Here is a 26,172-nt window from a genome sequence, read left to right as displayed (position 1 = left end):
TCCTGGTGGTACCTGCACCAGGTGAGACTGCTGAGACTGCTGAGACTTCCCGGGGTGTACCGGCCGCAGGCCGACACCTGGCTGATGACGCGGGCGATGCGGGAGGCGCGACTCCCGGACGGCGCGAGGGTTCTCGAGGTGTGCACCGGCACCGGCGCGCTGGCGATCGCCGCGGTCCGCGGTGGAGCCGGGAGCGTAACCGCGGTGGACCGGTACCTGCCCGCGGTGCTGAGCGCACGGTTCAACACACGGCGGTATCCCGTGGAGGTCCGGCACGGCGATCTCTCCCAGGCCATCGACGGCGCGCCGTTCGACGTCGTGCTGGCGAACCCGCCCTACGTGCCGTGCGAGTCCTCTCACGACGCGGGAGGCGCGGCGATGGCCTGGGACGCGGGCGCCGACGGGCGCAGGCACCTGGACTGCCTGTGCGACAGGGCTTTCGAGCTGCTCAGTCCCGGTGGGACGATGCTCGTCGTGCATTCGTCGCTGTGCGGGATCCGCCGGACAGTGGCGTCCCTGCGCGACAACGGGCTCAAGACATCCGTGGTGGCGCGGGCGATCGAGCCGTTCGGGCCGGTGCTGCGCGGCCGCGTCGACTTCCTGGAACGCGCCGGGCTCATCGCGCCGGGGCAGCGCCACGAAGAGCTGGTGGTGATCCGTGCCGACCGGACCGAACGCTGACGCCCGTAGGGTCACGCTCGTCGAGGGCGGGCCGATGCTCGTCGAGGGTCCCGTCGAGCTGGAGATGCCCGACGGGACGATCGCGCGTTCGGACCGCTTTCTGGTGGCCGTGTGCGCGTGCCGTCGCAGCAAACGCTACCCCTTCTGCGACACCAGCCACCGCAAGCGCGTCAGGGACTGAACGGTTTCCGCAGCGCGCTTTCGCCTGCCTGCCAGGCGCTCAGCACGTGGTCGGCGAAGCGCTGCTCCACCACGTCCGTCGCCTGGATGCCGAACACGATGTCGCCCGCCAGTTCCGGCTCGGTCTCCAGCAGGCCCCCGATCACGTCGCGGCGCATGACCTGCTCGTGGACGGCGTCGGCCTCGATGTGCTCGGTGTAGAAGTACCGGCACCGTTCGTCGGCGCCCAGGCGCCGCAACGCTTTGTCCATGCGCTGCGCGCTCGGTGCCGTGGTGATCTCGGCAGCGGCGAAGTGTCCGGCCAGCGCCGCGCGGAACCGGCGGTGCAGCCCGAACACCGACATCATGTTGACCACCGCGAGCATGCACGCCGGCGCGTGCTCCAGGTAGGCCAGGTAGCCGGAGTCCAGCCCGGCGCCGTCGAGCAGGTCCGCGTACAACTGCGCGTGCACCTGGTCGGCCCGGCCGCCACCGTACTCGTCGAACTCCACGGCCACCAGCGCCGCCTTCGGCCTGCCCCGCAGCCGCGGGATCGCCCACGCGTGCGGGTCGGCCTCCTTGTGGTGGTAGACCGAGCGCAGCGCGAAGTACTCGCACATCTGCTGCCAGGTGCCCTCGGCCGCCAGGAAGTGCGAGAGCCCGCTGCCGTTGACCGGTTCGACCAGTAGCGGCGCCAGCGCATCCTCGACGTTGTCGCCACCAGCGGTGTGCGCGCGCAGCGCGGCCAGGAACACGCGCTCCATCGCCGCGCGCAGGCGCAGCAGGTCCGGGTCCCACTCCCAGTCCGGGTCGACCCCGGCGAACCCCTGGTAGTGCAGCTCGTAGCACAGGTGCAGAGCCAGCTGCAGGTCGTCGCCGAACGGGTCGGTGTCCGCGGTCACCGGGAGTTCCGGGAAGTCGCCGCGTTCGTCGCGGCCCAGTGCCTCGGTCACGGCTTCGGACAGCGGTCCCCTGGCCTCCGGAAGAGCGAGCATCATGGCAGTCGTCACGACAGCCGGTTACCCCCGCGCGGCCACGTTAAGCCCGGTGGGTGAGGGTCGCGAGCAGCGCGGGCAGTCCTGCCGTGACGGCTTTGCGCTGCCGCCGTGCGCCGCTGCCGTCGCGGCGCAGCCGTTCGAGCAGGATCGCGACGAGGTCGCGGTCGCCGGTGTCGTCCAGCGCGGGTGCGACGTGCGTGACGAGTTCGTCCACGAGCTGCCACGCCGGCAAGCGGCGGGCTCGCACGGGATGCACACCGTCGCCGTCGATCCCGTCACGGGCCGCGGCCCACAGCGCGGCAGCCGCCACCTGCCCGGACAGCTCGGGCGGCGCGACGCCCTCGGCGAGCTCGGCCAGCGCGCGGCGCACCAGGGCACGGGACAACACCGCCTGCAACACCGCTTCGTCTACCGTGGACGCCACGTCGGCGACGCGGAACTCCAGTGTGGGAAACGACGTCGACGGTCTCAGGAGCCAGAACGACATCGACTCGTCCACCAGTGCACCGCACTCCACCAGCCGCCGCACCTCGGCGCGGTAGGCGCCGGAGTCGGGAAAGTACGGCGGTATTCCCGCGCCGGGGAAGCGGGACTGCTGCACCGCGCGCCAGCTGCCGTACCCGGTGTCGCGGCCGTGGTCGAACGGCGAGTTGACCGACAGCGCCAGCAGCGACGGCAGCCACGGGCGCAGGTGGTTCATCACCGCGACGGCGGTCTCCACGTCGGGAATGCCGACGTGTACATGGCAGCCGCACGCCTCGTAGTCGGTGACCATACCGCGGTAGAGCCGGTCGATGTCACCGAAGCGGCCGCCCTGGTTTTCCGATGTGGACGGTCCGGACAGGACAGGGGTGCCCGCGGAGGCGACCACCGCGCCGTGCCACCTGGCCGCGTCGGCGAGCGCCTTGCGGTTGCGGACGAGCTGGTCACGCAGCTGCCGCGCCCCGGTGCAGACGCCGGTCGCGGTCTCGACCTGGGTGGCTCGCAGTTCGCGGTGCAGTGTGGCGCCGGGTGGCAGGGGCGGGTCGGCGGCGAGGATCGCGGCCGCGCGGGGCAGGGTCGCGCCGGTGGCGGGGTCGAGGAGCAGGAATTCCTCCTCGACCCCGAACGTCAGACCGGCGGAAGCGGGCGGGTCGCCGGGCCCTGGATCACCGAGCCGTCCGTGCCGAATCGCGATCCGTGGCATGCGCAGTCCCAGGTCTTCTCGGCGTTGTTGAACGCGACCACACAGCCCAGGTGGGTGCAGCGGGCGCTGACCTGCCGCAGTTTCCCGTCCTCGCCTCGGTAGGAGGCGACGACGTCCTTCCCGCGGCGCGCGACCTGCGCGGCGCCGGGTGCGAGGTCGTCCGGGGTGGCGGTGAGCGCGCGGGTGTAGCCGGTGACGTACTGTTTGCCGACCTTCACGCCGTCCTCGGCGAGCGTGACGGAGGAGTGCAGGTCGAAGCGGTTGGGGTCGTACAGGCCGGCCGCGGGATGCCCGTCGCCGGTGATGAGGTCGGTCAGCAGCAGCCCGGCGCTGGTCCCGCCGCTCATGCCCCACTGGCCGAAGCCGGTCGCGACCCACACATGGTGGGTGGCCGGGTGGTAGCGGCCGACGTAGGGCACGCCGTCGAGGGTGCTCATGTCGTGGGCGGACCAGCGGTGGGTGGCCTTGGTGAGGCCGAACGTGGTGGCCGCTTCGGCGAGCTTCCGGTAGCGGGCCTCGACGTCGACGGGTTCGCCGGTGCGGTAGTGGTCGCCGCCGACGAGGAGATACCGGCGGTCGCCCTCGGTGTGGCCGCGGAGGGAGCGGTGGGTGACGGCGTCGAGGTACATCCCGGTCGGCGCGTCCCCTTCGCCCGCCACGACGAGGTCACGGGTGATGTCGAGGCGGGCGAAGTACAGCCCGCGGTCGAAGATCGGATAATGGGTCGCCACGACGACGTCCCGTGCCCTGATCTGCCCGCGTTCGGTGTGCACGATGGGCGAGGGCCGTTCGTCGAGTGTGTGGGCCCGCGCCCGTTCGACGATCCGCCCACCGAGCCGCTCGATGTGCTCGGCGAGCCCCAGCAGCCACTTGCGCGGGTGAAACTGGGCCTGGTCGACGAACCGGACGGCGCCGACGGTCGTCACCGGCAGGTCGACCTGCTCGACGAAGTCCGCCGGAAGGCCCGCCGACGCTGCCGCGTCGGCCTCCTCCTGCAGCTTGCTCAACTGGGACGTGTCGGTGGAGTAGACGAAGCTGTCCCGGCGGGCGAGGCCGCACTCGATGCCCAGCTCGGCAGCGGTGGCGGCCACCCACTCCACGGCGTCGAGCTGCGTGCGCCCGTAGCGGGTGGCGCCTTCCGCACCCTTGCGGGAGGTCAGGGTCGCGTACTTGAGGGCGTGCTGGGCGGACAACTTGGCCGTGGTGTTCCCGGACACCCCCGACGCCACCTCAGCCGCCTCGACGACGACGACCGATTTACCGGCCTTCGCGAGCCCGTAGGCGGCGGTGAGACCGGCGATCCCGGCCCCGATGACGACCACGTCGGCTTCCCCGGGCAGCTCATGACCGGATCGATCAGGCGCCGGGGCCGTCTCCACCCACAGAGACCTCGGTTCAGGCAGCTCGATGCTCACGGCACAGAATTGCCCCAGGCAACGACGGCGAAACGCGGGAGCTGCAGTACCAGGAAGCTGGGTGGTCGCCTTGGAGTGGTGAGGCGACCGCTGGTCACTTGGGCGGCCGGTGATCGGTCGGCTTGGGTTCGACCGCCCCCCGCCCCTCCTCTCGGATGGCTGGGGATGAGGGGCGGGGGAGGTCTGGGCCGGTCGTGTGCGGGCTTCCGGTGCGGGTGGCGGAAAGCTCCCACCGAGTGGTGCTACTTGCTCACTGTTCGCCATGCTTCGCTGCGTTTGCCTGGTTCGTAAGGTGCGTCGAGGCGTTTGGCCGTCACTCCGCCGAGTCCGTTGGCCAGGCTTGCCGCGAGGACGTCCGCGCCGTCCTTGTCGTAGGAGTCCGGGGTGCGCCAGTACTCGCCCGCCAGCTCGAGTTTGCGCAGCGCCGCCCGGCGTTTGCGATAGGGCTGGTTCAACAGCGACTTCCCCTCGGCGTGGAGGACGTCGAAGGGCAGGTAGAGCACCGGTGTGCGCTGGGACAGGCGTTTGGCCGTCCGTGCATCGGCCTCGACGCGGGACTTGAGCGCTTTCCGGCTGGGGCGGCCCTCTTCCAGCACGATGATCTCGCCGTCCAGCAGGACCTCCGTCGAGCCCAGCTCCTCGCCCAGGGCGCGCAACTCGGGGTACCGCTCGGTGACGTCCGTCCCCGTCCGGTCGCGCACCGCGACGCGTCCGCCTTCCACCCGGACCTGGGCACGTTCGCCCTGCCAGCGGAATTCGTACGCCCATCCGTCCTCGTCCGGGAGTGAGCCGGGCCGGGCCTGCATCGGCTTCACGAAGTCGGGCAGCTCTTCGCCGGAACCGCTGTCGACGCGTTTCACCAGCCAGTCGCGGGAGTCGTCCTTGTGGCTGTTGACGAACACGAAACGGCCCGAGACCCGCGAACCGGTCAGCACCACGTCCACCTTGTGGGGGTTCCAGTGGTGCACTTCGTACGTGCCCCTGTCCCAGATCGTCATCGTTCCGCCCCCGTACTCCCCCTTCGGGATCTCGCCCTCGAAGGTCGCGTACTCCAGCGGATGGTCCTCGGTGTGCACGGCGAGGCGAGGAGGCCCGGGACGGGGCGGCAGACCCTTCGGCACCGCCCAGGAGACCAGGACACCCTCCCGCTCGAAACGGACATCCCAGTGCAGGCGCCGGGCGTGGTGTTCCTGGATCACGAACACGTCGTCGTTCCCCCGTGGGACCACGTGGTCGGGCATCGGTTCCGGCGTCCGGCGCGGGTCGCGCTTCCGCCGGTACTCACTCAGATCGGCCACGTCGCCGACGGTACCCCGTCACCCGCTGGTGTTTACCGCCCTCGAACAGCGGGGATGAACCAGGGGTGAGTGAAACCGACATCTTCGTGCTGGGCCTCGACGACGCCAACCTGCGGACCCTCCGCCGCGTACCGGGAGCCGAGAACTACCGGTACCACGGATTGCTGACCCAGGCCGACGTACAGGAAGGTGACATCCAGATCGCCGACCTGATCGAACGGGCCACGGCCGAACTGGACGCCTTCGACGGCGAAATCGGCGCGGTCGTCGGCTACTGGGACTTCCCCGTCACCACCATGGTGCCCATCCTCGGGCGCCGCTACGGGCTCCCCACCCCCAACCTCGAAGGCGTGCTCAAGTGCGAGCACAAGTACTGGAGCCGCCTCGAACAGCAGAAGGTCACCGACGCGCACCCGAAGTTCGCGCTCGTCGACCTCGACGGCGAACCGAAACCGCCGGAGGGCCTGTCGTTCCCCATGTGGCTCAAACCGGTCAAGTCGTTCTCGTCCGAGCTGGCCTTCCACGTCAAGGACGAGAAGGAGTTCACCGAAGCCGTCGAGGAGATCCGGGACGGCATCGGGCGCGTCGGCAAACCGTTCCAGTACATCCTGGACCAGGTGACCGGCATCGACATCCCGCCCGAGGTCGCCGGCTCCGGCGCGCTCGCCGCGCTCGCCGAAGAGGAGATGACCGGCCTGCAGGCGGCCACCGAAGGCTACGTCTACGACGGCGAGGTCGTCGTCTACGGCGCGCTCGACTCCATCAACTACCCGGACAGCTCGTCGTTCCTGCGTCACCAGTACCCGTCGCAGCTGCCCGAGCCGGTGGTGGAGAAGATGCTCGACGTCTCCAAGAAGATCATCGAGCAGATCGGGCTGAACAACTCCACGTTCTCCGTCGAGTTCTTCTGCCGGCCGGACACCGGGGATGTCAAGGTGCTCGAAATCAACCCACGGCACTCGCAGTCGCACGCGGAGATGTTCGAGAACGTGGACGGCGTGCCCGACCACTACAACATGATCGAGCTGGGACTCGGCCGCCGTCCGCGGATGCCCGACGACAAGGGCAAGTACAAGATCGCGGCCAAGTGGTACTACCGGCGCTTCGAAGACGGTATCGTGCGCCGGGTGCCCACCCGCGCGGAGATCGAGCAACTGCAGCAGGAGATCCCGGGGATCGACGTCGACATCGTGCCCGCCGAAGGACAGCGTCTGTCCGAAATGGACGCACAGGACAGCTACAGCTACGAGCTGGCGTTCGTCTACACCGGCGCCGACAGCGAAGCCGAAGTGAAGGACAAGTACCAGCGCACCACCGACGCGCTGAACTTCGAGTTCGAGGAGGTCTGATCGGATATGCGGGAGGTCCGCTCCCTGCCGTACGAGATCACTCAGGAGGAGCACGTCCGGATCCCGGTCGCCGACGGCACTCGCCTGGCCGCGAAGATCTGGCGGCCGGTGTCGTCCGACGACGAACCGGTGCCGGGGATCTGTGAGTACATCCCGTACCGCAAGCGTGACCTCACCGCGGTCCGGGACTCGGTCCACCACCCCTACCTCGCCGGGCACGGCTACGCCTGCGTGCGCGTGGACCTGCGCGGCACGGGCGAGTCGGAAGGGGTCCTCACCGACGAGTACGTCGAGCAGGAACAGCTCGACGCCGAGGACGTCCTCGCCTGGCTCGCCGGGCAGCCGTGGTGCGACGGCCGCACCGGCATGATGGGCATCTCCTGGGGCGGGTTCGCCGCGTTGCAGGTGGCGGCGCGGAAACCGCCGAGCCTGCGGGCCATCGTCATCTCGTCGTTCACCGACGACCGCTACTCCGACGACTTCCACTACATGGGCGGCTGCATGCTGTCGGACAACCTCGGCGAGGCCGGGACCATGTTCGCCTACAGCACCCTGCCGCCGGATCCGGCGCTGGTCGGCGACCGCTGGCGCGACATGTGGCGCGAGCGAGTCGAGGGCGTCGGGCCGTGGGTGGACACCTGGCTGGAGCACCAGCACCGCGACGACTACTGGCGCCATGCGTCGGTGTGCGAGAACTACAGCGACGTCGGCGTGCCCGTACTCGCCTCCAGCGGGTGGGCCGACGGCTACTCCAACGCCGTGACACGCCTGCTGTCGCACCTGTCCGTGCCACGCAAGGGCCTGATCGGGCCGTGGTCGCACAAGTACCCGCACCTCGGTGAGCCCGGCCCGGCGGTCGGGTACCTGCAGGAGGTCGTGCGCTGGTGGGACCACTGGCTCAAGGACCGCGACAACGGCGCGATGGACGGGCCGATGCTGCTGGCCTGGATGCAGGACAGCGTGCCGCCCTCCACGTCCTATCAGGAGCGTCCTGGCCGGTGGGTCGGTGAGCCGCAGCTGCCCTCGCCGCACATCGACTGGCGCACCTACCCGCTGGCGCAGCACCGGATCGCGCTCCGGGAAGAGGACATCCCGGACACGGCCCTGCATGTGGAATCGCCGTTGTCGGTGGGCCAGTTCGCGGGCAAGTGGGCCTCCTACAACGCGCCGCCGGACCTGCCCTACGACCAGCGCGAGGAGGACGGCGGATCGCTCGTGTTCGACGGTGACGAGCTGACCGAGACGGCCGAGATCCTCGGTGCGCCCAAGGTGCGGCTCGAACTGTCGGTGGACAAGCCGGTGGCGATGGTCGCGGCGCGGCTGTCCGATGTCCAGCCGGACGGCCGCGCGACGCGCGTGACCTACGGGCTGCTGAACCTGACCCACCGCGACGGGCACGACGACCCGCAGCCGCTGGAGCCGGGCAAGCGGTACCAGGTGGAAATCGAACTCAACGGTGTCGCCCAGGCTTTCCCGCCGGGACATCGGATCCGGCTGTCACTGTCCACTTCGTACTGGCCGCTGGCGTGGCCCGCACCCGAACCGGCCCGCCTGACCGTCTACACCCGGGGCAGTTCGGTGTGCCTGCCGGTGCGGCCGATCCGCGAGTCCGACGAGGTGAGCGGGTCGGTGTTCGGCGAGCCGGAGGGCGCGGCGCCGATCCCCACCACCCAGGTGCGGCCGGGCGAGCAGCGCTGGACGGTGTCGCGAGACCTCGTCGAGTACGAATCGGCGCTGGAGATCGTGAAGGACTCCGGCACGATGCGGCTCGACGACATCGGACTGGACGTGTCGCGGCGGGCCTACGAGCGTTACAGCTCGGTCGCCGACGACTTCGCTTCGGTGCGCGGCGAGACGAAGTGGAGCATGACGTTCGCGCGCGGTGACTGGGAAGCACGCACCGAGACGCACACGGTGTTGTCCTGCACGGACAGGGAGTTCGTGCTGCACGCGACCGTCGACGCGTACGAGGGCGCGCACCGGGTGTTCTCCCGCAACTGGAACCGGACATTCCCCCGAAAACTGGTCTGAGTTTCACGAAGGAGGAGCACGGGTAACCCGGACCGGTGATCGGGAAAACCAGTCTGCACGCGAAACTGCTCATCGCGCAGATGCTGCTGACCTGGCGCAAGCGCACGTTCAGCGACGTCGACGCCCTGCACAGGAGCATGGGGCCGCGGCAGCAGCGGGAGAACGCGCTGCCGCCTCCGGCCGTGCGCGGGCAGGTCGACCTGGACCGCAGCGAGGTGCACGGTCACCCGGTGTACACGGTGCGGCCGCGGGCGAACGCGACGTCCCGTCACGTCCTGTACTTCCACGGTGGCGCGTACGTGCACCAGATCCAGGACGACCACTGGCGGTTCTTCGCGCGGTTGATCGCCCGCACCGGCTGCACGGTCACCGCGCCGCTGTATCCGCTGGCGCCCGGCAGCCACTACGACGACACGTTGTCGATGGTCCAGGCGACCTACAAGGAGAAGATGGACCAGGTCGCGCCGGGGGACCAGATCCTGATGGGCGATTCGGCGGGTGGCGGGTTGTCGCTGGTGCTCGCGCGGTCGCTGCGTGACCAGGGACGGCCGCAGCCCAAGGAGATCGTGTTGCTGTCGCCGTGGCTGGACGTCACGATGGACGATCCGGCGGCGCCGGAGTACGACCGGCACGACCCGTACCTGGGCATCGCCGGGCTGCGGGAGGCCGGGCGCCTCTACGCGGGCGGGCTGGACCTGGCCAGCGAGCTGGTCAGCCCGATCAACGGCGACCTGCGGGGGCTGGGTGAGCTGAGCTGCTTCATCGGGACGCGGGACGTGCTGCTGGCCGACGCCCGCAACCTCTACGACAAGGCGCGGGAGCAGGGCGTGCCGCTGGAGTACTGGGAGTACGGCGGCATGTTCCACGCGTGGATGATCGCGAACATCCCGGAGGCGAAGCACGCGACGGACCGGATCGCGGAGCTGGTGTCCCGGTGAGCGGGCTGCCGAGGGCGTCCGTGGCGGAGACGGCGAAGGTGTTCGCCGGGGTGGTGGGCCCCACGCTCGCGGGCGGCGTGATCAAGCGGCGCCCGCGGGTCATGTCGGCACTGGAGAAGATGCAGGCGGACGCGTCCGCGGTGCGGGTGATGCAGCGACTGCGGGGCCGGCACGGCGAGGGGCTGCTGCGGCTGGCGGTGCCCGGGCGGTCGTTCGCACTGGTGCTCTCCCCCGAGGACGTGGGGCGGGTGCTGGCCGGGTCGCCGGAGCCGTTCACGCCGGCGAACCTGGAGAAGCGGGCGGCGTTGTCGCAGTTCCAGCCGCACGGCGTGCTGATCTCCCGTGAGCCGGAGCGGGCCCGGCGCCGGGAGTGGAACGAACGCGTGCTGGAGACGGACCGCCCGACCCATCACCTGGCGCCGTCGGTGGAGGCGAAGGTCGCCGAGGAGTTCGCCGCGCTGGGCCCGGGGCCGCTGGACTGGGACGCGTTCGCGCCGGTGTTCTGGCGGGCGGTGCGGCGCGTGGTGTTCGGTGATCATGCGCGCGACGACCACGTGACGACGGATCTGCTGGGGAAGTTGCGGCTGGCGGGCAACTGGGCGTACCTGTTGCCACGCCGCCGGGCGTCGCGGGAGGAGTTCCTGGGCCGGGTGCGCTCGCTGCTGGCGCAGGCGCCGCCGGATTCCTTGGCCGGTAGCCTTTCCGCTGACGACGATGTGGCGAGCCAGATCGGGCACTGGTTGTTCGCGTTCGACGCGGCTGCCATGGTGGCGTTCCGGACGCTGGGGCTGCTGGCCACGCATCCGGCGCAACGGCAGAAGGCGCGTCAGGACATCGCTGCCGGCCCGGATCCGGACTATCTGCGCGCCTGCGTGCTGGACACCATCCGCCTGTGGCCGACGACGCCCGCGATCCTGCGCGACACGACGCGTGATCTCGACTGGGACGGCCACCGGGTGCCGTCCGGTACGGGCCTGCTGATCTTCACCCCGTTGTTCCACCGCGACGATTCACGGTTGCCCTTCGCGCACAGTTTCGTCCCGGAAATCTGGCTCGACGGGCGTGCGCGGAAGGAGCCCGCCCTGGTTCCGTTCAGCGCCGGTCCCGGCGAGTGCCCCGCGCGGAATCTGGTGCTGTTCACGACTTCCGTGATGTTGTCGACGTTGATCCGGGACCGGGACTACACGGTGGATTCGACACCGCGCCCCGCTCCCGGCCGTCCTCTTCCCGCGACTTTCGACAATTTTTCGCTGCGCCTGACCGCACATCCCTAGATTGAGGTCGGCATTCCGCGGGTATCGCGTCGTCATGACTGCCGCAGAATCACCGGACCTGATCTCGGTCATCATCTCCGACCACCGCCACGTCGAACGGGTCTTCACGGAGCTGGAGTCGGGCACCGGAACCCCCGAGCACCGCCGCAACCTGGCCGATCACGTCATCGCCGAACTGGTGCGCCACTCGGTCGCCGAGGAACAGTTCATGTACCCGGCGGCCCGCAAGTACCTGGAAAAGGGCGACGAGCTGGCCGACCACGAGATCGAAGAACACGCCGAAGCCGAACAGGTCATGAAGCAGCTGGAAGACATCCCGGCGACCGAACCGCGCTTCGACGAGCTGATGCGCCAGCTCATGGACGACATCCGGCACCACATCGAGGACGAGGAACAGGACCTCCTGCCGAAACTCCAGGCCGCCTGCTCGGCCGACGAGCTACGCGACCTCGGTGAAAAAGTCGAACGCGCCAAGAAAATGGCCCCGACGCGCCCCCACCCCAGCGCCCCGGACCGCCCGCCGATGAACCTCATCCTGGACCCCGGAGCAGGCTTCATCGACAAGATCCGGGACGGCCTGAGCAAGCGCCACACCTGATCACAGCCTTACAAGGGGCCCCTTCGCGCGCAGCGAAGGGGCTTTCTTTCTTTTCCAACACCCGGGAACGCAAGCCAACCAAGACGTGCCCGGACCTCCCCCGCCCCTCATCCCAAGCCCGCTTCGGTCGCCGATCAGGCGGGTCAAGGCACGCTTTCCCGCCTTGACCCGCCTGCTCGGCGACCGAAACCATCCGCGAGGAGGGGCGGGGGCGGTCTGTGGTGACCGACTACTCGACGGCGACGCGCCCAGCGGCTCGCCTGCCCCACGCGAGGGTTCAAAGATCAAGGGATAGTCCTCGCCGGACGGGCTGGCTCCGGGATGACCAGGGGTTTTCGAGTCCGGCTCACCTCAACGAGGTGGTCGCTGGGTGGTCGTCCCGTCGCCTTCCGGTTTGTGCCTATCACCTTGAGCCAGGGCCGCAAGGTTGGCATGAAACCTCACGCGAGCACGGATGTTGCGGCCCTGGCTCAAGGTGATCGTCCAGGGTCAGGCGACGGGATGACCACCCAGCTCGGGTGTTACTGCGGCTCGCTGGCGCTCGCCTACGGTACGGCCCGTAGGTCCGCGACCAGTGCCGCGTAGGCGTCGGCTCGGTCGGGTGCCCGCAGTACCGATGACGGGTGCACCGTCGGCAGCACCTGCTCCGGGTGGCCGTCGAACTCGTCCGGCGCGGGGAGCAACTCGCCACGGTGCGCGGTGACCCGGAAGGACGGTCCCATCAACGAAGAAGCCGCCGTGGCACCGAGGAGTACCACGGTCTCCGGCCGGACCGCGTCGAGTTCCGCGAGGAGCCAGGGCCGGCAGGCGACGATCTCCCCGCGGGACGGCTTCTTGTGGATGCGCTGCTTGCCCCGCTCCGAGGGCACGAACTTGAAGTGTTTCACAGCGTTCGTCACGTATACCTGGGAACGGTCGACGCCCGCTTCCTCCAGGGCGCGGTCGAGCACACGTCCGGCGGGGCCGACGAAAGGGGCGCCTTCGACATCTTCGCGGTCCCCCGGCTGCTCCCCGAGCATCAGGACCTTCGCCGGTGCCGGGCCGTCCCCGAAAACAGTGTGCGTGGCGTCCCGGTAGAGATCGCAACCGTGACAGTCCCGCGCCGCCGAGCGGAGCCGGGTCAGCGAATGGCTGTCCGGCACGAACTCGGCGGCGTCACCCCGCGTGCGGGTCGCCATCAGCTGCCCGGGCGCTCCACGTCGCCCCGCCACGCGCCGGTTTCCCGCCCGCCACGCTTCTCGATGAACGCCTTGAAGCGTTCCATGTCGCCGTGTACCCGGCGGTCCAGGATCCCCAGCTTGTCGCCGGCCTGCTCGGCGAAACCATCCGGGTCGATGTCCATCTGCGCGGTCACCCGCGTCCGGTTGTCGCCGAGGCGGTGGAAGGTGATGACACCGGCGTGGTTCGGCCCCGAATCGGACGTCCACGCCACCCGCTCGTCGGGGTGCTGCTCGGTGATGGTCGCGTCGAACTCGCGGGTCGCACCGCCGACCTTCGTCACCCAGTGCATATGGGTGTCATCGAGCTGGCGGATCTGCTCGACGCCCTCCATGAACTCGGGGAACGACTCGAACTGCGTCCACTGGTTGTAGGCGGTGCTGACATCCACATCGACGTCAACGGACTCGGTGATCGTGCTCATCGCGGTGGGTCTCCTTTCTCCCGGTCACGGTCCGGGTACCTCGGCCCACCGGGGTTACACGTCCTCCGGACCCGACAATCGTGCCAAAACCGTTTCGAGGTAGGCACGGGCCTGCTCGGGCGGCCTGCCCGCGGCGTGCACCGCTTCGACCAGCCGGTCGGCGAGGTCACGCAGCTTCGTGTTGCTCTGCTGCGAAACGCGGATGAGCAACTCGAACGCGGCCGCCGAATCGTGGCCGTAGGCGAGCATGATCATGCCCTTGGCCTGCTCGATCGTGGCACGCGAGGCCATCGCGCGCTGCAGCCCGGCGGCCTCACCGGCCAGCTCCGACAACTGCTCGGCCTCCCGGACGCGGGCGGTGGTCAGGTCGACGTAGTAGCCGTGGACGCCGATGGTCTCACCGGCCTCGACCTCGACATCGCCGACCACGACGACCGCGCGGGTGCTCTCGTCGGCGGCCAGGATGCGCTGCTGCGCGCTGAACGGCTCACCAGTGCGGCGCGCTTCGTCGAACACGGCGGCCAGCTGGCGCCGGTCGGTCGGGTGACCGTGCTTCGTGACCAGCTCCAGGCCCGGCTCGACGGCACCCGCCTGGTAGCCATACATCTGGAAGATCTCCGAAGACCACGTCCACCTCGCGGCACGGGTGTCCCAGTGGTACATCCCGACCTGATCGGCGCGCTGGCCTGCGGGCAGGTCGGACAACGGGTCCGGCTTCCGGGACGTGGACATGCGTGAACGGCTCCTGCAGTGGAGTTGCTGCGAACACGGGTGCCACGCTGCTGGACAATCCCAGGGAGCCAGATCATAGCCGGGCGATCATCCGGGGCTACGCTCCGCTGTCCGGAAATCCTGTCGTGCCGCCTCCGTCACACCGAAGGCTGAAGCAGGATCTTGATCGCCCCGTCCTGCTTCTGCTGGAACATCCGGTACGCCTCCGGCGCCTTGTCCAGCGGCAGCTTGTGGGTCGCGAGGTCCTCCACACCGAGCGGATCCGACTCATCGCTGACCAGCGGCAGCACGTCGTCGATCCAGTGCCGCACGTTGGCCTGGCCCATCCGCAACTGGATCTGCTTGTCGAACAGCTCCATCATCGGCAGCGGATCGAGCATGCCGCCGTAGACCCCGGACAGCGAGATGGTGCCGCCGCGGCGCACGGTGTCGATGGCCTGGTGCAGCACCGCGAGCCGGTCCACCCCGCCCTTCTCCATCAGCGGGGCGGCCACCCGGTCCGGCAGCAGCCCGACCATCTGGTGCGCGAGCTTGCCCAGCGGCGCGCCGTGGGCTTCCATGCCGACCGCGTCGATCACCGAATCGGCGCCACGGCCGTCGGTCAGGTCGCGGATCGCGCCCGGCACGTCCTTCTCGGCGCGTGCGTCGACCGTGGTGACGCCGTAGCGGGCGGCCAGCGCGAGCCGCTCGGGCACGAGGTCCACGCCGATGACCTTGCCCGCGCCCCGGTGCCGGGCGATGCGGCAGCACATCTGCCCGATCGGCCCCAGCCCGAACACGACGACGCTGCCCTCGGCCGGGACCTGGGCGTAGTCGACGGCCTGCCAGGCGGTGGGCACCACGTCGGAGAGGTAGAGGAACCGTTCGTCGGAGGGGCCGTCGGGCACCTTGACGGGGCCGTACTGCGCCTGCGGGACCCGCAGGTACTCGGCCTGGCCGCCGGGGACCTGGCCGTAGAGCTTCGTGTAGCCGAACAGGGCGCCGCCCTTGCCCTTCTCGGTGACCTGGGTGGTCTCGCACTGCGACTGCAGGCCGTGGTCGCACATGTAGCAGTGACCGCACGAGATGTTGAACGGCACCACGACCCGGTCGCCCGCCCTGAGGTTCGGCACCCCCGGGCCGGCCTCCTCCACGATGCCCATCGGTTCGTGCCCGAGGATGTCACCTTCGCCCATGAACGGCCCGAGCACCTCGTACAGGTGCAGGTCGGAGCCGCAGATGCCGGTCGAGGTGATGCGCACGATCGCGTCCGTGGGCTCCTCGATCCGCGGGTCCGGGACCTCGTCGACGCGGACGTCACGCTTGCCGTGCCAGGTAACAGCCTTCATACCCGTTCGTGTGCCCGCGACCAGGGGCCCGAAACATTCAGCCGCCGAGCCACCCGTGGTCACGGACGAGTTCGAGGACGCAGCGGCGGACCCGGAGGACCTCCTCGGCCGTCAACGTGGGGACCCCGGTGAGCAGCGCCTCGGTCAGTTCCTCGCGGAAGTCGTGCGCCGGGTTCGGGTCGTCGCCGTCACCGGCCTGGCGTACCAGACGGATGCCCGACGCCTTGAGCCCGCGCTCACCGTCCTCGACCGTGAACTCGACGACCACACCGGGGGTGATCAGGCGTTTGTCCACGTCGAGATCGTTGACGTGCATGAAGACGTCCTCGCCACCTCCCTCCGGCGCCACGAACCCGTACCCGCGCAACTCGTCGAACCGGACGACCTTGCCCCTGACCACCAGCCCAAACCCTCCCGGCGAAGTATCGCGCCAAGGTACGCCCCTCACCGCCCACGCACAACGGCCCCGTGTGAACGCCGGAAACCGCGGGTACCCGGCGTGGCGGAGCCGGGTCCACTGTGGAGAGGTGACGGGATGAAACTGATGTACAAACCGCTGAGCCTGGCCGTGAGCGCGCTCGGCGGGGTGCTCGCCGGGATGCTGTTCAAGCAGGCGTGGAAGGCGTCCACCGGCGAGGACGACGCACCGGACGCCACGTCGTCGGACTACTCGACCAAGGAAGTGCTCCTCGCGGCGGTGCTGCAGGGCGCGATCTTCGGCGGCGTCAAAGCGGCGGTCGACCGGGCAGGCGCGAAGGCGTTCACCAAGGCGACGGGCAAAAAGCTCGACGACTAGCTTTTCACGGCGCGGCGGGCACTGTCGCCGAACATGGACAGCGCGCGCAGCGCCGTGCCGAGTTCCGCGATGTCCGACGGGTCGCTCATCGAACGGCCCAGCACGTCCGTGATCCGTTTCAGCCGGTGCCGCACGGTGTTCGGGTGGCAGTAGACCCGTTCGGCGACCTGTTTGGTGTTCCCCCCGCATTCGAACCACGCCCGCAGGGTCAGCAACAGCACGTTGCCCTCATCGCCCGGCAACTCCAGGATCGGCCGCAGCACCTGACCGGCCAGCTGCGCCGACGCCTCCGGGTCGCTCGCGACCAGCCCGGCCAGCGGGGACTCGTTGAACCGCGCCACGTCCTTCGCCCCCGCCGGGAGGCTGCCCAGTGCCACGCGCGCGAGGTGCAGGGCGCGGGCGGTCTCGCCGAGGCCGCGGAACACGGGGCTCATCCCGGCCCGGCCACGGCAGTCGTCGCGCAGCAGGTCCAGCACCGGTTCCACCTCGCGCAGCGACACCACCCCGATCTGCAGCTCCGGCGTGAGCCGCCAGGCCGAGACGTGGTGGGCCTCCCGCAACCGGACCTCGACCAACGGCAGCGCTTCCTGCCCCAGGCCGGGCGTCTCCGCGGCGACGACGACGAACATGCCCTCCAGCGGGAGGTCCAGCATCCGCGCGATGTCCCACAGCGTGCCGTCGCCGGTGCTGCCGCCCGCGAACAACGCCTCCACCAACGCCAGCCTGCGGTTCTGCCGCGTACGGCTGATCTCGGCCATCGTCGCGCGGTAGGTCGAGGTCAGCGCCTCGGTGTAGTCGTCCATGAGGGTCCAGATGGCCGTCGTCGCCGCGACGAGGGTGTCGACGTCCTGCGCGGTCAGCCCGACGAAACACTGCCACACCTGCGTGAACCCGATGCGGAACGCGCGCAGCAGTTCCGGCAGCGGCGCGCCCATCAGTGCGCGTTCCCGCCCGGTCGCGCGGGCCTGGGACAGGTCGGGGGCGCCGGAGGTGGACAGCGCCCGCAGGAGGAACTGCAGGTTGTCCCGGCACGAGGTGTGCAGGTCCGCATGCGACACGAATCGCTCGTCGCGGTAGACGGTCATCTCTTCGACGATCTGCCCGTAGGTCGCCGTGGTCATCTCCCGCAGCCGCGGCAGGGCGCGGCGGGCCAGCTCGGCCACCGCGGGTTCGGCGCCCGTGTATCGCATGAGATGTCCGTCCTCCCCGTCGAGGGCTCGCGAACATCTAACACGAAAGTTTCTACCGGGCGAAAAAGCCCCGCAATCGCGGAGGATTGCGAGGCTTTTCACCGCACATGCGCTACATCTGGGCCGCGGCACCCCGCACGGCTTCGCGGATCCGTGAGTAGGTACCGCAGCGGCAGATGTTGCGGATCTCGTCGAAGTCGGCGTCGCTGATCTCCCTGCCCGCGGCGCGGGCCTGCTTGACCTTCGCGATGGCCGCCATGATCTGCCCCGGCTGGCAGTAACCGCACTGCGCGACGTCCCGGTCGAGCCACGCCTGCTGCATCGGGTGCAGCTCACCGGTCTCCGGGTCGGCGACGCCTTCGATCGTCGTGATCTCGTCGTCCGGCCCGATCGCCGACACCGGCACCGAGCAGGGGTTGAACGCCTTGCCGTTGATGTGGCTGGTGCACGCCTTGCAGACGTTGATGCCGCAGCCGTACTTGGGGCCGGTGATGCCGAGCAGGTCACGCAGTACCCACAGCAGCCGGACCTTGTCGTCGGCGTCGACGGTGACCCGCTTGCCGTTGACGGTGAAAGTGTGTTGGGACAACGCGGGCTCCTCAGTACGTGTAGGACAGGCCGTCGACCGGCGATTCGGGCACCGGCGGCACCTTCGGCTTCGGCTCGAAGCTCAGCGTGCCGTGGTTGATCGGGAAGCGGGTCGGCATCTTCCCCATCGCGCGTCCGTACGCGCAGGCGGCCGCGGCGAACGAACTGGCGACCGCGAGTTCCCCCGCGCCACCGGGTTCGCCGGTGGTGGCGGGCATGACGACGACCTCCATCTCCGGCGGCGTGTTCCACTGCCGGGTGTAGAAGTAGTTGTCCCAGCTCGCTTCCAGCGGCAGACCCTTGTCGACGTGCAGGCTGGAGGTGAGCGCCATCGCGATGCCGTCGTTGACGCAGCCGATGGTCTGTGCCTCCAGTCCGGCCGGGTTGATCGGCAGCCCGGCGTCCACGACCGCCACGGCCTTGGTGATGCGCGGACCGGCGACGGCGTCGCGGATCTTGCGGTTCACCGTCTCCGGGCGGCAGTCGATCTCCATCAGGACCGCGCTCACGCTCTTGTACTCGTGGTGCAGCGCGATGCCCTGCGCCGTGCCGGCGGGCATCTTCCGGCCCCAGTTGCCGACCTCGGCGACCTTGTCCAGGACGGCGCGCATCCGGTCGTCCTTGAGGAAACCGCGTCGGAACGCCAGCGGGTCCTGCCCCATCTTCGCGGCCAGCTGGTCGACGATCAGCTCCCGCGCGCAGACCACGTTGGGCGAGTAGACGTTGCGCATGCTGGCGGTGTGGAACTTCAGCGGCACCTCGTTGAGCAGCTGCGTGGTGACGCCGAAGTCGTAGGGCATGGACGTGGACAGCAGGAACACCGTCTGGGAGAAGCCGACGTCGCCGACCGGCAGCTTCGCCGCGACCGCGGTGAGGATCTCGCCGAGGCCGTGCCCGAAGTCGGTGGTGACGCTGGTGTGCCGCTGCTCGTAGCTGACGACGTTGCCGAGCGCGTGGTTGACCCGGACACGGGAGATGCACGCCGGGTGGGTGCGGCCGTGGCGCGAATCGTCGGCGCGGTGCCACATCAGCTTGACCGGTTTGCCGATCTTCTTCGACACCTCCGCGGCCTCCAGCGCGGCATCGCCGAACAGCTTGCGGCCGAAGGAACCGCCGCCGGTGACCACGTGCACCTTGACCGCCGGGATCGGCAGGCCCAGCATCGTCGCGATCTGTTCCTGCGCCACGATCGGCGACTTGAGCCCGGACCAGATCTCGGCGCGGTCGGCGCGCACGTCGGCGATGGCGCAGTTGGTTTCCAGCGCGCTGTTGCTGGCGAAGGCGAACACGAATTCGGCGTCGATCGACTGCGTCAGCACCGGCGGCACCGCGAGCGGGAGCGCCGCGGCGCGCAGCTTCGCCTCGACGGTGGCGTCCGACTCACCGTCCACAGTGCCCGGTCCCCAGTTGACCTTGAGCGCGCGCACGGCGTCGATGCACTGCCCGAAGGTCTCGGCGCGCACCGCGACACCGGAGGACACGGTGACCACGTCGGTGACGCCCGGCATCGCCTTGACCTCGGCGGAGTTCCGCACGGACCTCACGGTGCCGTTGATCGTCGGCGGACGGCAGATCATCGTCGGTTTCGCGTCCGGAACCTGCAGGTCCATCGTGAACTGCTTGCGCCCGGTGACCGCGTCGAGCGCGTCGATGCGGCCGGTCGGCTTGCCGATGATCCGGAACTCCGACGTCCTTTTCAGCGTCGCACCGGTTTCTTCGGTGCGCGCGGACGCGGCGGCCCCGGCGAGCGAGCCGAAGGTCGCGGTGGCTCCCGAGCGGGAGCGGATCACGCCGTCGCGCACGGAAAGTGCTGACACGTCGGTCTTCCACAGCGCGGCGGCCGTGGACAGCAGCCGGGAACGGGCGATCGCCGCCGCGGTCCGCACCGGGGTGTAGAGCGAGCGCACCGAGTTCGAACCGCCGGTGAGCTGGTTGAAGACCAGTTCGGGCCGGGCGTCGGCGAGGTTGACGCCCACCTTGCTCAGTGGCAGGTCCATCTCTTCGGCGATGAGCATCGCGACGGTCGTCGTGATGCCCTGGCCGACCTCGGCGCGCGGCACCGCGAAGGACACCGTGTCGTCGCGGTTGACCTGGATCGCGATGAGACCGGAGGTCGGTGCCGCCGCCAGGCTCAGCGCGTCGCCGAGGTCGAGGATGTCCGCGGGGCCGGGCAGGCCGGGGATCGCGGCGTCGGCGGGAGCCGGGGAGGCGAGGTCGCCGCCGAGCCGTGCGGCGACGGCGAGGGTCGGCGCGGCGAGGAGGTAACCGAGGAAGCGGCGCCGTTCCAGGGCCGGGGCCCCGTCACCGGGCGCGGGCGATCGCCGTTGAGGCGCCATGGAGAAGTCCTTCCGAGATCCACGTTGATCGCGGTCACGATAGGAATTCCGGCGAGGCAGGGTCAACGATCCGTAGCCGCGTCGGCGCATCTCTGTGACGGGATGACAGTCTCGTACGACAGAACTGTGACGCGGACACAGCCGAACGTCTTATCCCATTGACCCGGATGGCCCATTGGCAGCTTCGTGCCGGGAACTCCCGCGCGCGGGATCTTCTCCCCAGACTCGGGGTCATGGTCACGTCGAAGCAGGCCGATCCCCTGGCCGTCGCGCTCGCGAACGCGTCCCTCCTCAGCGCCGGGTACGTGATGCTCGGCCGCCGCAAGCTCGCGTTCGGCACGGGCGTCGTCACGATCACGCTCGTGTCCGTGCTCGCCATGATCGTGCGGACGCTGTGGTTCGAGTTCGTCGTGTTCGGGTGGTGGGCGGCGATGGTCGCGCACGGCTTGTTCCTGTCACGCGGCGGCGGGGGATCCCGGCGGCAGCGGCTGATCGCGCTCGCGTTCACCATGCCGGTCCTGCTGGTCTTCGGGCTCCTCCGCTTCGACGCGGCGCGCATCGACGCCAATGCTGCTGAAACACACGGGCGTGGCGACTGCCCCGCGACGCTGGCCGAGCTGGACGGTCTGTGGGCGGGCCACCACGTCGCCGACGCCCCGCTGACGGTGCGCGCCGAGCAGACCACACGCGCCTGCCGTCTCCTGCTGGCGGCCGAAGAGCAGCTGGACCAGTCCCTCGGCGGTGATGTCGAACCCCTGGAGCACGGGTTCGCGACACTGACCGCGGTGCGCCGGATCGACGGCCAGGACCAGCGGATCCGGGAGGTGCTGGACCGCTTCACCAGCCACCTGTCACCGGGCGGCGGCTGCGACACGGCGGCGATCACCGACTGGCTCCGGCAGTACGCGCGCGGTCCGGTGCTGGACCAGGCCGCCGCCGTGGTGCCGCGGGTCGCGCCGGGTGCCCTTCTGCTGTGCGCGGACATGCTGATGCAGAGCGATGACTGGCCCGAGGCCCGGGACCGCTACCGGCAGCTCGTGGCCGCCTACCCCGGGCACGAGCTGGCGGCCAGGGCCACCGAGGGCGCCGACCGCGCCACCCGGGAGATCGAGCTGGCGAACGTGCGTGACCTGCTGGACGTCTCGTACTCGGGCGGGGAGCCGGAGTACTGCGACAGCCCGGCGCCCTACAGCTTCGCGGCCCCCTACGGCGACGGCCCGAACCGCGCGCTCGTCTTCGGCGACGACGACACCCTGGACCGGTTCCCCGGCGAGTGGCGGGCGGGCGGCCCCGAGGACGCCGTCGCGATCGTCTGCGTCGGCGAGTCCGACTACGGCGTGCCGGTGGAGACGTGTACCTACCGATCCCAGACCGCGGCGGCGATCGTCGGGGACACCACGTTCCACCGGATCGCGCTGCCGGTGCGCGTCTACGAGCTGAAAACGGGCCGCCTGGTGAGCGACACGCGGATCGAAATCAGCGGCGGCTCGTGCCCGGAGGTGCTGCGCCACAGCAGTTACCTGACCCCGATCGGCCCGCCGTCGCAGGTGTACGTCACTCCCTCCGACGGCGACATCCGCGTCGCGTTCCAGCCGCTGATCGACCCGTGACAGGGGCGCAGACACGCCGTCTCCGCCCCCAACCGGTCAGCTCGCGTGGGTGATGACGCCGCGGATGTTCTTACCGTCGCGAAGGTCCTGGTAGCCCTCGTTGACCTCCTCCAGCGTGTAGCGCTTGGTGACCAGCTCGTCGAGCTTGACGTGCCCGGTCTGATAGAGCCGCAGCAGGCGGAGGATGTCGTACTGCGGATTGGCCGAACCGAACAGCGTGCCCTTGACCGTCTTCTCGAACAGGGTCATCACGCCGCCGGAGAGGTGCACGGTCAGCTTCTCCGGGTTGGCCAGGCCGGTGATGACGACCGTGCCGCCCTTGCCGACCACGTTGAACGCCTCGGTGACGACCTCTTCCTCGACCGTGCCGACGGTGATCAGCGCCTGGTCGGCCATCTGGCCCCAGGTCAGCTCCGCGACCTTCTCGGCCGCTTCGGCGGCGGTGGCGAAGGCGTGCGTGGCGCCGAGTTCGAGTGCCTTCTCGCGCTTGAACGCCACCGGGTCGACCGCGATCACGTTGGCCGCGCCGGCGTGCGCCGCGCCCTGGACCGCGTTGATGCCGATGCCACCGATGCCGTAGACCACCGTCGTGTCGCCCGCGCGCACGCCGCCGGAGTAGTTGGCGGTGGCCCAGCCGGTCGGCACACCGCAGCCGACGAGCACCGCGGTCTCCAGCGGCAGCCAGTCGTCGACCTTGACCACCGAGTGCTGCGAAATCGTGGCCCGCTCGGCGAAGGTGCCCAGCATGCACATGCCGCCGTAGTCGGTGCCGCCGCGGTGGAAGCGGAAGCTGCCGTCGGGCATGTGCCCGTCGAGGATCGTGGCGCCCATGTCGCACAGGTTGGAGCGGCCGGTGGCGCAGTAACGGCAGGTGCCGCAGTTCGGGATGAAGCTGCAGACGACGTGGTCACCCGGCTTGACCTTGGTGACACCGGGCCCGACGTCTTCGATGATTCCCGAGCCCTCGTGGCCGCCCACGATCGGGAAGCGGGGCACCAGGTCGTTGTCGATCAGGTGGAGGTCGGAGTGGCACAGCCCGGCGGCCGTGTACTTGATGAGGACTTCACCTTCGCGGGGTCCGTCGAGTTCGAGTTCCTCGATCTCGAACGGTTTGCCCGCGGAGTGCAGGACGGCAGCCTTGGTCTTCACGCCGATCACCTCTTTGTGACAGGGGTCTCATGCACCGACCGCTACATGATGCCATCTTCGGCCAGCGTCGCAGCCACTTCAAGTAGAGCTTCCGTCCAACGGCGGAGTGTGGCGTGCCCGGTTTCCGCGCTCGCTCCGTGTGGATCGCCCAGCACGCCGTTCGGGCTGACGCCGCGCACGCCTTCCGCGCGCAGCCGGTCGATCAGCCCGGGCAGCGGTTCGGTGTTGCCCGCCTGGAACCGGTGCGTGCGCACGGATTCCGGGCGCAGGGCGAGCATCACCGACGTCTCCAGGTGACCGGCGTGCGTGTCGCCGGCCGGACCGTCCGGGCTCCACACGCGAACGTTGCGGCCCTCGTACCGCAGTCGCCGCACGGCGCGGTGCACGGGAAGGGCGTTGCCGCCGTGCGCGGACACCAGCAGGACGCCCGCGAAGTCGTCGGCGGAGCGCACCAGTTCGGTCACGACGAGTTCCGTTGCTTCCTGACCGATCGACAGCGTTCCCGGAAAACCGGCGTGTTCACCGCTGGAGCCGTAGGGCAGCCCGGGTGCGACGACGATCTCCGGCCGCTGGTGCCCGAGCCGGCGGCACAGTTCGGTGGCGATCTCGGTGTCCACCGTGTACGGCAGGTGCGGGCCGTGCTGTTCGACCGCGCCCAGCGGAACGGCGAGCAGGCGGCGCGCGCCCAGCTCGGGCCAGGCGAGATCGGCGAGGTTCACAGGCCGCGCTTACCCGGCCACGTCGAGAGATCCGGGATCAACGGGCCTGGCTCGTCCTCCCGCAGGCAGCCGCTCCACACACCGGTTCCGTAGGCGAGGCCGTCGGCGGCGCGGGCCAGCAGCCACCGCAGCGGATCGACGTCCGGCCGGATCCGGGCCCAGTCGAGCAGGTGACGGGCATAGGCGAGGGCGAGGATCCGGCGGCCACGCCGGGACAGCGCCAGCAGCGGGACCGCGACCGGTCCCCATGCCCCGGTGAGGGCGTCGGCGAGGTAACGGCCCGCGGCGACGTGCCCGCGCAGCGCGATGACCAGTGCTTCCTTCGGCGGCACGTCCAGCGGTTCGAGCTTGCGCGGCAACAGCGCGGCGGTCACGAGAGCGATCACGGCCCCGGTCCTCGGGCGGCCAAGAGCGACACCGAGCCACGCCAGCGCCGTCCAGCCGGAGACCCGGACCGGCGCCAGGGTCTTGCGGCCGTGCCGTTTCGCGAGCGGAGCGGCGGAGGTGCCGTAGCTGTAGCGTTGTTTCAGCCAGGCGCGCCACGTCGTGCGCGGTGAATGGACCACTTCGGACCGCGGCTCGTACCGCACCGAGCCGCCGTCGTCGACGAGGCGCCAGATCAGGTCGACGTCCTCGCCGAAGCGCAGATCCTCGTCGAAGCCGCGGATCGCCTGCAGCGCCGAGATCCGCACCACCAGCGCGGCGGTCGGCAGATAGGTGATCCGGCCACGCGGGCGGACCTGCGCCGGAGTCCCGCCCATGTCCAAAGAGGACCGCAGCCGTTCGTAGCGGGAGAGCGTGCCGTCCCCGGGTTCGCTGCGCACGCGCGGCGCGACGGCCACCACGGCGGGGTCCTCGAACTGGGCCAGCAGCGGTTCGAGCCAGCCCGGTTCGGGGCGGGTGTCGGCGTCGAGGAAGGCGACCAGCTCGGTGGTGACCTTGCGCCAGCCGGTGTTGCGTGCCGCGGCCGGGCCGCGTGCGATCGGGTGCCGGTCGACGGCGTGCGGAACGGGAACGGCGGACCCGTCGTCGACGACGAGCGTCTCGCGGACGTCGGTGAGGTGCGGCAGGAGCCCCGCGAGGCGGTCGGCGTGATCCCGCACCGGGACGACGACGGTCACGTCCCGCGGTGACAGCTTCGCGCCGGGATAGGCGGGGTGGACCATGCCGGCGAGCACCAGCTTCTCGGCGAGCCGCTGGTGGTGCGGCTTGTCGCCGACCTCGGCGCCCGCGCACCAGGCAGCGAAGAGGCGCGCGCCGGTCGCGGAGAGCTTGATGATCCGCAGGGGCGCCCCGCCGATGAGGACGCGCCCGCCGTTGAGGGCCTTCGTGGACGGATCGGGCCGCAGGGTGGTCATGCCGTGAAGCCCCCGTCCGCGTGAACCACCGTCCCGGTGATCGCGCTCGCGTCCGGACCACACAGCCAGCACACGGCGGCGGCCACTTCCTCCGGCTCCAGCAGCCGCTCGGCGAGCTGGTGCCGGGCGAACTCCTCGACGTCGTCCAGCTCGTAGAGCGCGGCCGTGGCCTCCAGCATGCTGGTGCGCGTCGAGCCGGGTGAGACGGCCGTGGCGGTGACGCCCGTGCCACGCAGGTCCGTGGCCAGGCCGCGGATCAGGCCGACCACCGCGTGCTTGGCGGCGTTGTACCCGGCGAGGTGCCACAGCCCGGTGTGGGCGGCGGCCGAGGCGAGCGCGACGAACCGTCCGGAGCGTGGCACGGGTCGCCGGAGCAGGGCCGGGACCGCCGCGCGGGCGAGGTGGAAGACACCGTCCACACCGGCCCCGAACAACGATTCCCATTCGGAATCGGTGGTCTCCCACAGCGGCCGCCCGCCTGCCATGACCGCGGCGGCGGCGACGGCGGCGTCCAGGCCACCGAACTCGCGCTCGGCGGTCGCGACGGCCTCGTCGAGCGCCCGCTGGTCCCGCACGTCGGCGATCACGTCGATCACCTGACCCGGCCACTTCGCGGCGACCTCGGCGAGCTGCTCCCGCTGCCCGAGCCGGTACCCGACGGCCGGCAGGTCCGCCCCCACATCGACCGCGACCACCCGCCAGCCCTCCCCCGCGAGCCGGTGCACCACCGCCGCGCCGATCCCGCGTGCCGCGCCGGTCACGACCGCCACCCGCCCGGTCACTTGATCATCACCACG

Annotated in this window: 25 protein-coding genes; 9 read left to right on the top strand and 16 right to left on the bottom strand. The window is 70.1% G+C overall.

Going from position 1 to position 26,172, the window contains the following annotated elements:
- Positions 1 to 30 precede the first annotated feature (30 nt).
- Together HNR02_RS19140 and HNR02_RS19135 are read left to right on the top strand one after the other, a co-directional pair.
- Positions 31 to 681, top strand: coding sequence for a HemK2/MTQ2 family protein methyltransferase (locus HNR02_RS19140; RefSeq protein WP_218914013.1), 651 nt, complete (start codon positions 31 to 33; stop codon positions 679 to 681).
- Positions 659 to 862, top strand: coding sequence for a CDGSH iron-sulfur domain-containing protein (locus HNR02_RS19135; protein WP_312861049.1), 204 nt, complete (start codon positions 659 to 661; stop codon positions 860 to 862). The genes HNR02_RS19140 and HNR02_RS19135 overlap by 23 nt, the downstream gene beginning before the upstream one ends.
- Here the strand turns inward: HNR02_RS19135 and HNR02_RS19130 are convergent.
- The 4 genes from HNR02_RS19130 to HNR02_RS19115 all read right to left on the bottom strand — a co-directional run bounded on the left by HNR02_RS19130 (position 852) and on the right by HNR02_RS19115 (position 5,737).
- On the bottom strand, positions 852 to 1,838 hold the full coding sequence (locus tag HNR02_RS19130; RefSeq protein WP_179775999.1) for an iron-containing redox enzyme family protein: 987 nt from the start codon (positions 1,836 to 1,838) through the stop codon (positions 852 to 854). The two genes, HNR02_RS19135 and HNR02_RS19130, sit on opposite strands and share 11 nt — an antisense overlap.
- Before the next feature lie 40 nt (positions 1,839 to 1,878).
- Positions 1,879 to 3,024, bottom strand: coding sequence for a carboxylate-amine ligase (locus HNR02_RS19125; protein WP_179774514.1), 1,146 nt, complete (start codon positions 3,022 to 3,024; stop codon positions 1,879 to 1,881).
- On the bottom strand, positions 2,949 to 4,439 hold the full coding sequence (locus HNR02_RS19120; protein ID WP_179774513.1) for an FAD-dependent oxidoreductase: 1,491 nt from the start codon (positions 4,437 to 4,439) through the stop codon (positions 2,949 to 2,951). The genes HNR02_RS19125 and HNR02_RS19120 overlap by 76 nt, the downstream gene beginning before the upstream one ends.
- A gap of 242 nt (positions 4,440 to 4,681) precedes the next feature.
- Positions 4,682 to 5,737, bottom strand: a complete 1,056-nt coding sequence (locus tag HNR02_RS19115; protein WP_179774512.1) for a DNA polymerase ligase N-terminal domain-containing protein — start codon at positions 5,735 to 5,737, stop codon at positions 4,682 to 4,684.
- Positions 5,738 to 5,802: 65 nt separating this feature from the next.
- Between HNR02_RS19115 and HNR02_RS19110 the strand changes: the two genes are divergently transcribed.
- From HNR02_RS19110 to HNR02_RS19090, 5 genes are read left to right on the top strand one after another with little or no spacing between them, the layout of a single operon-like run.
- A complete protein-coding gene (locus HNR02_RS19110; RefSeq protein WP_179774511.1) occupies positions 5,803 to 7,086 on the top strand; it encodes an ATP-grasp domain-containing protein in 1,284 nt (427 codons plus the stop codon).
- Positions 7,087 to 7,092: 6 nt separating this feature from the next.
- Positions 7,093 to 9,117 carry a CocE/NonD family hydrolase gene (locus tag HNR02_RS19105; RefSeq protein WP_179774510.1) on the top strand — a complete coding sequence of 675 codons (2,025 nt, stop codon included), beginning with the start codon at positions 7,093 to 7,095 and terminating at the stop codon, positions 9,115 to 9,117.
- Between the two features lie 35 nt (positions 9,118 to 9,152).
- Complete coding sequence (locus HNR02_RS19100; protein ID WP_179774509.1) at positions 9,153 to 10,055, top strand: alpha/beta hydrolase; 903 nt, start codon at positions 9,153 to 9,155, stop codon at positions 10,053 to 10,055.
- Positions 10,052 to 11,329 carry a cytochrome P450 gene (locus HNR02_RS19095; protein ID WP_179774508.1) on the top strand — a complete coding sequence of 426 codons (1,278 nt, stop codon included), beginning with the start codon at positions 10,052 to 10,054 and terminating at the stop codon, positions 11,327 to 11,329. Before HNR02_RS19100 ends, HNR02_RS19095 begins: the two co-directional genes overlap by 4 nt.
- 34 nt (positions 11,330 to 11,363) lie before the next feature.
- Entirely contained in the window at positions 11,364 to 11,927 is a 564-nt protein-coding gene (locus tag HNR02_RS19090) for a hemerythrin domain-containing protein (protein ID WP_179774507.1), read from the top strand.
- Positions 11,928 to 12,472: 545 nt separating this feature from the next.
- Here HNR02_RS19090 and HNR02_RS19085 read toward each other — a convergent pair.
- The 5 genes from HNR02_RS19085 to HNR02_RS19065 all read right to left on the bottom strand — a co-directional run bounded on the left by HNR02_RS19085 (position 12,473) and on the right by HNR02_RS19065 (position 16,029).
- Entirely contained in the window at positions 12,473 to 13,105 is a 633-nt protein-coding gene (locus HNR02_RS19085) for a UdgX family uracil-DNA binding protein (RefSeq protein WP_179774506.1), read from the bottom strand.
- Positions 13,105 to 13,569 (bottom strand): SRPBCC family protein, encoded by a 465-nt coding sequence (locus HNR02_RS19080; protein WP_179774505.1) that lies wholly within the window; start codon positions 13,567 to 13,569, stop codon positions 13,105 to 13,107. The genes HNR02_RS19085 and HNR02_RS19080 overlap by 1 nt, the downstream gene beginning before the upstream one ends.
- A gap of 54 nt (positions 13,570 to 13,623) precedes the next feature.
- A complete protein-coding gene (locus HNR02_RS19075) occupies positions 13,624 to 14,301 on the bottom strand; it encodes a PAS and ANTAR domain-containing protein (RefSeq protein ID WP_179774504.1) in 678 nt (225 codons plus the stop codon).
- Positions 14,302 to 14,438: 137 nt separating this feature from the next.
- A complete protein-coding gene (locus tag HNR02_RS19070; RefSeq protein WP_179774503.1) occupies positions 14,439 to 15,629 on the bottom strand; it encodes a zinc-dependent alcohol dehydrogenase in 1,191 nt (396 codons plus the stop codon).
- Positions 15,630 to 15,666: 37 nt separating this feature from the next.
- The gene (locus HNR02_RS19065; protein ID WP_179774502.1) at positions 15,667 to 16,029 is read right to left on the bottom strand and encodes a cold-shock protein; all 363 of its coding nucleotides are present in this window, start codon (positions 16,027 to 16,029) and stop codon (positions 15,667 to 15,669) included.
- Between the two features lie 135 nt (positions 16,030 to 16,164).
- On the opposite strand from HNR02_RS19065, the gene HNR02_RS19060 reads away from it, so the two are divergent.
- Complete coding sequence (locus tag HNR02_RS19060) at positions 16,165 to 16,425, top strand: DUF4235 domain-containing protein (protein WP_179774501.1); 261 nt, start codon at positions 16,165 to 16,167, stop codon at positions 16,423 to 16,425.
- On the opposite strand, the gene HNR02_RS19055 is transcribed toward HNR02_RS19060, so the two are convergent.
- From HNR02_RS19055 to HNR02_RS19045, 3 genes are all read right to left on the bottom strand, one after another.
- Positions 16,422 to 17,615: a PucR family transcriptional regulator gene (locus HNR02_RS19055; RefSeq protein ID WP_179774500.1), complete on the bottom strand. Its 1,194-nt coding sequence runs from the start codon at positions 17,613 to 17,615 to the stop codon at positions 16,422 to 16,424. The two genes, HNR02_RS19060 and HNR02_RS19055, sit on opposite strands and share 4 nt — an antisense overlap.
- A gap of 112 nt (positions 17,616 to 17,727) precedes the next feature.
- Positions 17,728 to 18,204: a (2Fe-2S)-binding protein gene (locus HNR02_RS19050; protein ID WP_179774499.1), complete on the bottom strand. Its 477-nt coding sequence runs from the start codon at positions 18,202 to 18,204 to the stop codon at positions 17,728 to 17,730.
- Between the two features lie 10 nt (positions 18,205 to 18,214).
- The gene (locus tag HNR02_RS19045; RefSeq protein WP_179774498.1) at positions 18,215 to 20,539 is read right to left on the bottom strand and encodes a molybdopterin cofactor-binding domain-containing protein; all 2,325 of its coding nucleotides are present in this window, start codon (positions 20,537 to 20,539) and stop codon (positions 18,215 to 18,217) included.
- A 233-nt stretch (positions 20,540 to 20,772) separates the two neighbouring features.
- Between HNR02_RS19045 and HNR02_RS19040 the strand changes: the two genes are divergently transcribed.
- Positions 20,773 to 22,149 carry a tetratricopeptide repeat protein gene (locus HNR02_RS19040; RefSeq protein ID WP_179774497.1) on the top strand — a complete coding sequence of 459 codons (1,377 nt, stop codon included), beginning with the start codon at positions 20,773 to 20,775 and terminating at the stop codon, positions 22,147 to 22,149.
- Positions 22,150 to 22,185: 36 nt separating this feature from the next.
- Here the strand turns inward: HNR02_RS19040 and HNR02_RS19035 are convergent, their stop codons facing one another.
- The 4 genes from HNR02_RS19035 to HNR02_RS19020 are packed head-to-tail and all read right to left on the bottom strand — an operon-like array spanning position 22,186 to position 26,157.
- Positions 22,186 to 23,298 carry an NDMA-dependent alcohol dehydrogenase gene (locus HNR02_RS19035; RefSeq protein WP_179774496.1) on the bottom strand — a complete coding sequence of 371 codons (1,113 nt, stop codon included), beginning with the start codon at positions 23,296 to 23,298 and terminating at the stop codon, positions 22,186 to 22,188.
- Positions 23,299 to 23,339: 41 nt separating this feature from the next.
- A complete protein-coding gene (gene mftE / locus HNR02_RS19030; RefSeq protein ID WP_179774495.1) occupies positions 23,340 to 24,017 on the bottom strand; it encodes a mycofactocin biosynthesis peptidyl-dipeptidase MftE in 678 nt (225 codons plus the stop codon).
- Entirely contained in the window at positions 24,014 to 25,375 is a 1,362-nt protein-coding gene (gene mftF, locus HNR02_RS19025) for a mycofactocin biosynthesis glycosyltransferase MftF (RefSeq protein ID WP_179774494.1), read from the bottom strand. The genes mftE and mftF overlap by 4 nt, the downstream gene beginning before the upstream one ends.
- Positions 25,372 to 26,157 carry a mycofactocin-coupled SDR family oxidoreductase gene (locus HNR02_RS19020; protein ID WP_179774493.1) on the bottom strand — a complete coding sequence of 262 codons (786 nt, stop codon included), beginning with the start codon at positions 26,155 to 26,157 and terminating at the stop codon, positions 25,372 to 25,374. The genes mftF and HNR02_RS19020 overlap by 4 nt, the downstream gene beginning before the upstream one ends.
- Positions 26,158 to 26,172: the final 15 nt, after the last annotated feature.

The sequence above is a fragment of the Amycolatopsis endophytica genome, assembly GCF_013410405.1.
Lineage (GTDB): Bacteria > Actinomycetota > Actinomycetes > Mycobacteriales > Pseudonocardiaceae > Amycolatopsis_E > Amycolatopsis_E endophytica.
The sequence above is the reverse complement of the archived record's forward strand: the minus strand, read 5'-3'. Positions and strand labels throughout refer to the sequence as shown.

Bases quoted from the DNA above. Each gene is read 5' to 3' on its own strand.
- mftF (WP_179774494.1), bottom strand. From the start codon at position 25,375: ATGACCACCCTGCGGCCCGATCCGTCCACGAAGGCCCTCAACGGCGGG.
- HNR02_RS19055 (WP_179774500.1), bottom strand. From the start codon at position 17,615: ATGCGATACACGGGCGCCGAACCCGCGGTGGCCGAGCTGGCCCGCCGC.
- HNR02_RS19045 (WP_179774498.1), bottom strand. From the start codon at position 20,539: ATGGCGCCTCAACGGCGATCGCCCGCGCCCGGTGACGGGGCCCCGGCC.
- HNR02_RS19075 (WP_179774504.1), bottom strand. From the start codon at position 14,301: ATGTCCACGTCCCGGAAGCCGGACCCGTTGTCCGACCTGCCCGCAGGC.
- HNR02_RS19080 (WP_179774505.1), bottom strand. From the start codon at position 13,569: ATGAGCACGATCACCGAGTCCGTTGACGTCGATGTGGATGTCAGCACC.
- HNR02_RS19085 (WP_179774506.1), bottom strand. From the start codon at position 13,105: ATGGCGACCCGCACGCGGGGTGACGCCGCCGAGTTCGTGCCGGACAGC.
- HNR02_RS19125 (WP_179774514.1), bottom strand. From the start codon at position 3,024: ATGCCACGGATCGCGATTCGGCACGGACGGCTCGGTGATCCAGGGCCC.
- HNR02_RS19060 (WP_179774501.1), top strand. From the start codon at position 16,165: ATGAAACTGATGTACAAACCGCTGAGCCTGGCCGTGAGCGCGCTCGGC.
- HNR02_RS19090 (WP_179774507.1), top strand. From the start codon at position 11,364: ATGACTGCCGCAGAATCACCGGACCTGATCTCGGTCATCATCTCCGAC.
- HNR02_RS19130 (WP_179775999.1), bottom strand. From the start codon at position 1,838: ATGATGCTCGCTCTTCCGGAGGCCAGGGGACCGCTGTCCGAAGCCGTG.
- HNR02_RS19070 (WP_179774503.1), bottom strand. From the start codon at position 15,629: ATGAAGGCTGTTACCTGGCACGGCAAGCGTGACGTCCGCGTCGACGAG.
- HNR02_RS19105 (WP_179774510.1), top strand. From the start codon at position 7,093: ATGCGGGAGGTCCGCTCCCTGCCGTACGAGATCACTCAGGAGGAGCAC.
- HNR02_RS19040 (WP_179774497.1), top strand. From the start codon at position 20,773: ATGGTCACGTCGAAGCAGGCCGATCCCCTGGCCGTCGCGCTCGCGAAC.